General features: G+C 59.1%; 1 protein-coding gene. It reads left to right on the top strand.

Translation table 11 applies throughout. The features are described 5' to 3' along the window. Positions 1–370: 370 nt before the first annotated feature. The gene (locus tag ACNKID_RS10785; protein ID WP_417913440.1) at positions 371–3,283 is read left to right on the top strand and encodes an insulinase family protein; all 2,913 of its coding nucleotides are present in this window, start codon (positions 371–373) and stop codon (positions 3,281–3,283) included. The last annotated feature ends 158 nt before the right edge of the window (positions 3,284–3,441 follow it).

Here is a 3,441-nt window from a genome sequence, read left to right as displayed (position 1 = left end):
CCGAAGCGTAGGATAAGGCATTCGAAGAGTGGAATGAACCGTTCGAAGCGTCGAACACGGCATCCTAGGCAGGAAATCCGGCAGAACCCTGCCGCAGCAGCGCGGACATAGAGCTGAAGCGGACTGCAACTCTTCTTGTTGCAGCCAAAACTGGTCTCAGCAAACAGCCTCCACTTCCGTATCCATCGCCTGAAATCTCAAACCATCTCTTTGTGTAACGCAGACGGCTCTGCGTCATCTCGCTGCTCAACGTCGGTTCCGCCCCCCTCTGACCAAAACGGCTTTTTTACTTGATTCTCATAGAAAAGTTTAGGAGAATATCCCGAACAGTCCTTGTTTTTTTCTTTAAACCCGCAGCCTTTTATTCCCCATGACCAACTTCACCATCGGCTCTGTCCATCACGGCTTCATCCTCCGGCGCAAGGAGCATGTCGCCGACATCAGCTCCGAGGTCTATCTGTTCGAGCATGAGCTGCTCGGCACACCCGCCTTGGCGATCAAGAACAGCGACCCGAACAAGACCTTCTGCTTCGCCTTCCAGACCATCCCGCAGGATTCCACCGGCGTGGCGCATATCCTTGAGCACGCGGTGCTGATGGGATCGAAGAAATATCCGGTGCATGATGTCTTCGGCGAAATCCACAAGGGAGGGCTGATGACTTTCCTCAACGCCATGACCGGCGCGGACGTGACCTGGTATCCTTTCGCCACGCGCAATCTGGCGGAGTATTTCAGCATCATGGATGTGTACTGCGATGTTGCGCTCAATCCGCTCATGCAGCGCAGCACCTTTGAGCAGGAGGGCTGGCATTATCACAAGGAGAGCAAGGACGAGCCGCTGCAATTCCAAGGCGTAGTGCTGAACGAGATGAAGGGGGCGTACTCTGATCCCATCCGGGCCATTTTTCACAACACCTTCAGCGGCCTGATGCCAGAGTCCACCTACGCTCATGAGTCCGGCGGTGACCCGGCCTGCATTCCTGATTTGACCTACGAGCAGTTCGCCGAGTTCCACGCCAAGCATTATCATCCCTCGAACGGGATGCTCTTCTTCTACGGCGACGCGGACTTGGAGCAGGAGCTGGCCGCTGTGCAGAACAACTTCCTCTGCCATTACACCGAACGCGGCAGCAGGGCCGCAGCAATGCAAGGGCCGGGCATCAAGGCACCGGTCTTCATTGATGACAGCTATGCGGTGCAGCCGGGCGGCAGTCTGAAAGGAAAAACGTATTTGGCGGTGGGCGCATCCGTGGCCACGATCCTTGATCAGGAGCTGAACACCGCCTTCCAAGTCATCGCCAATATTCTGTACAACTCCGATGCCTCGCCGCTGAAGAAGGCGGTGCTGGAGGCTGGCCTGTGCAAGGATTTCGGAGGCATGTTCCTTGCCGATCATTGTTTCCAAACTGTCATGCTGACCTATTTGGTCGGCTCGGATGCGGACAAGCGCGACCGTTTCCTTGCTCTGTATCGCGAGGTGCTGACGCGCATGGCCGAGCAGGGCCTTGACCGCGACCTGATCCTTGCCGAGCTGAACAGCTACGAGTTTTCGGTGAGGGAAGAATTGACCGCAGCCCAGCGCGGACTGGATTTGATCGGCAAGGCTCTGCCTGCGCTCCAGCATGGCGCGGATCCTTTTGCCGCCCTACGGATTGAGGAGCTGTTTGCAGCTCTCCGCGTCAAGGCACTGGAGGAGAGATATTTTGAACGGCTGATCAAAGAGCGGCTCTTAGACAATCCCGCTTTTGCTGCTGTCACCCTGCGCCCAGACCCGGACAAGGCCGCCCGCGTCATGCAGGAGGAGCAGCGCAGGCTGGCGGAATACGAGCAAAGCCTCAGCCTGGAGCAGACCGAAGAGCTGATCGCCAAAACGCAGGAGCTGATGCGGCTTCAGCAGACTCCGAACAGCGAGGAACAGCTTGCCCTGCTGCCGCGCCTGTCCCGGCAGGACTTAGAGCGCAAGCCCAAACTGCACGAGGCCTGCTCAGAGGATGGTTGTATCAGCAGCGAGCTGGAGACCGGCGGCATTGCCTATGTCCAGTTCGGTCTGGATTGCGCGGCGGTCGGGCTGGAGTTGCTGCCGTGGCTTGATTTGTTCGGCACCATCGCCACAGAAATCGGCACCAAGCAGCGCGATTATGTCCGTTTCGCCAAGGACATTCATATCCACACCGGCGGCCTCAGCCATTCTTTCACCACCTACAGCCATGTCAGCGGCGCGGAGCCGCTGCGGCCTGTGCTCTGGTTCCAGACCAAGGCACTGTCCGCCTCGCTGCCTAAGGCTTTGGAATTGATCTGCGAGGTGTTCGCCGAGCTGGACTTGAGCAACCGGCGGCGGATCAAAGAAATAGTCCTGCGCGAGTTTGCCTGGGCCGAGCATTCGGTGCAGAGCGAAGGCTGGCAGTTAGCCGCCTCACGGGTTTTTGCCCATCTCAGCCAGGCCGGGCTGATCAACGAGCATGTCAACGGAGCTACGGCCTATCTTCAGCTGAAAGAGCTGGCCGCGAACTACGACGAACTTGAGGAGGATTTCCTTGCCAAGCTGGAGCGGCTGCGTCAGGCGGTGTTCCAGTCTAAGGGACTGCTGCTCGCTGTCACTGGCTCCGGCGCGGATATTGAGAAAATCAAGGCCAATGCTGGAGCAGTGCGCGGCAGCTTAGGCAAAGACGCATTGCCGCCCGCCGCGCTCGCTTTCCCGGCTTTCGCTGCCCGACAAGCCTTTGTCACCTCCGCTGACGTGGTTTACAACGCCCAAGGATGCAGCCTCTTTGACGGCTTCGACCAGCACAGCGGCTCGTTCGAGGTGCTGAAGACCTGGCTCTCGCGGGATTATCTCTGGAACACGGTGCGCCAGCAGGGCGGGGCTTACGGCTGCTTTGTTCAGTTTCATCCGGTTTCCGGCAATTTCGCTGTGATCAGCTACCGCGACCCGCATGTGGCGAGAACGTATGCCGCCTACGAGGCCATCGCCGCTGCGGTGCGCAGTCTTGATCTCAGCCGGGCCAAGCTGGATCAGCTCATCATCGGGGCCTACGGCACGCTGAATCCGCTGCGCTCGCCTGCCGCTGAGGGCGTGAAGGCCCGCGACGCATACCTGACCGGCATCACGCCGGAGCGGCGGCAGCAGATCGTCGAGCAGACGATTGATGCCAAGGCCGAGGAGCTGAGCGGCTTCGCCCCGCGCTTCGAGCAGCTGACAGCAAAAATCCTCCGGGCGACCATCGGCAGCGGCGAGAAAATCAAAGCTGACAGCGGCCTGTTTGATGCGGTGATGGAGCTGTAGGGCGGGCGTTTAAGTAAACTCCCTGCGGCCGGAATGACAGCACAAGGGCATGTTTATGACGCTCCGGCCGCATCCCGCTCCGCTCCTCGCCAAAGATGAGGAACTGATGGCGGAAAATGTCCCGCAGCACGCTGGAGACGCGCCGTTTCACGCTTGAA

Source organism: Candidatus Electronema sp. TJ (assembly GCF_048287355.1).
Taxonomy (GTDB): domain Bacteria; phylum Desulfobacterota; class Desulfobulbia; order Desulfobulbales; family Desulfobulbaceae; genus Electronema.
Note: the sequence above shows the minus strand (reverse complement) of the source record. Positions and strands in the feature narration are given on the sequence as shown.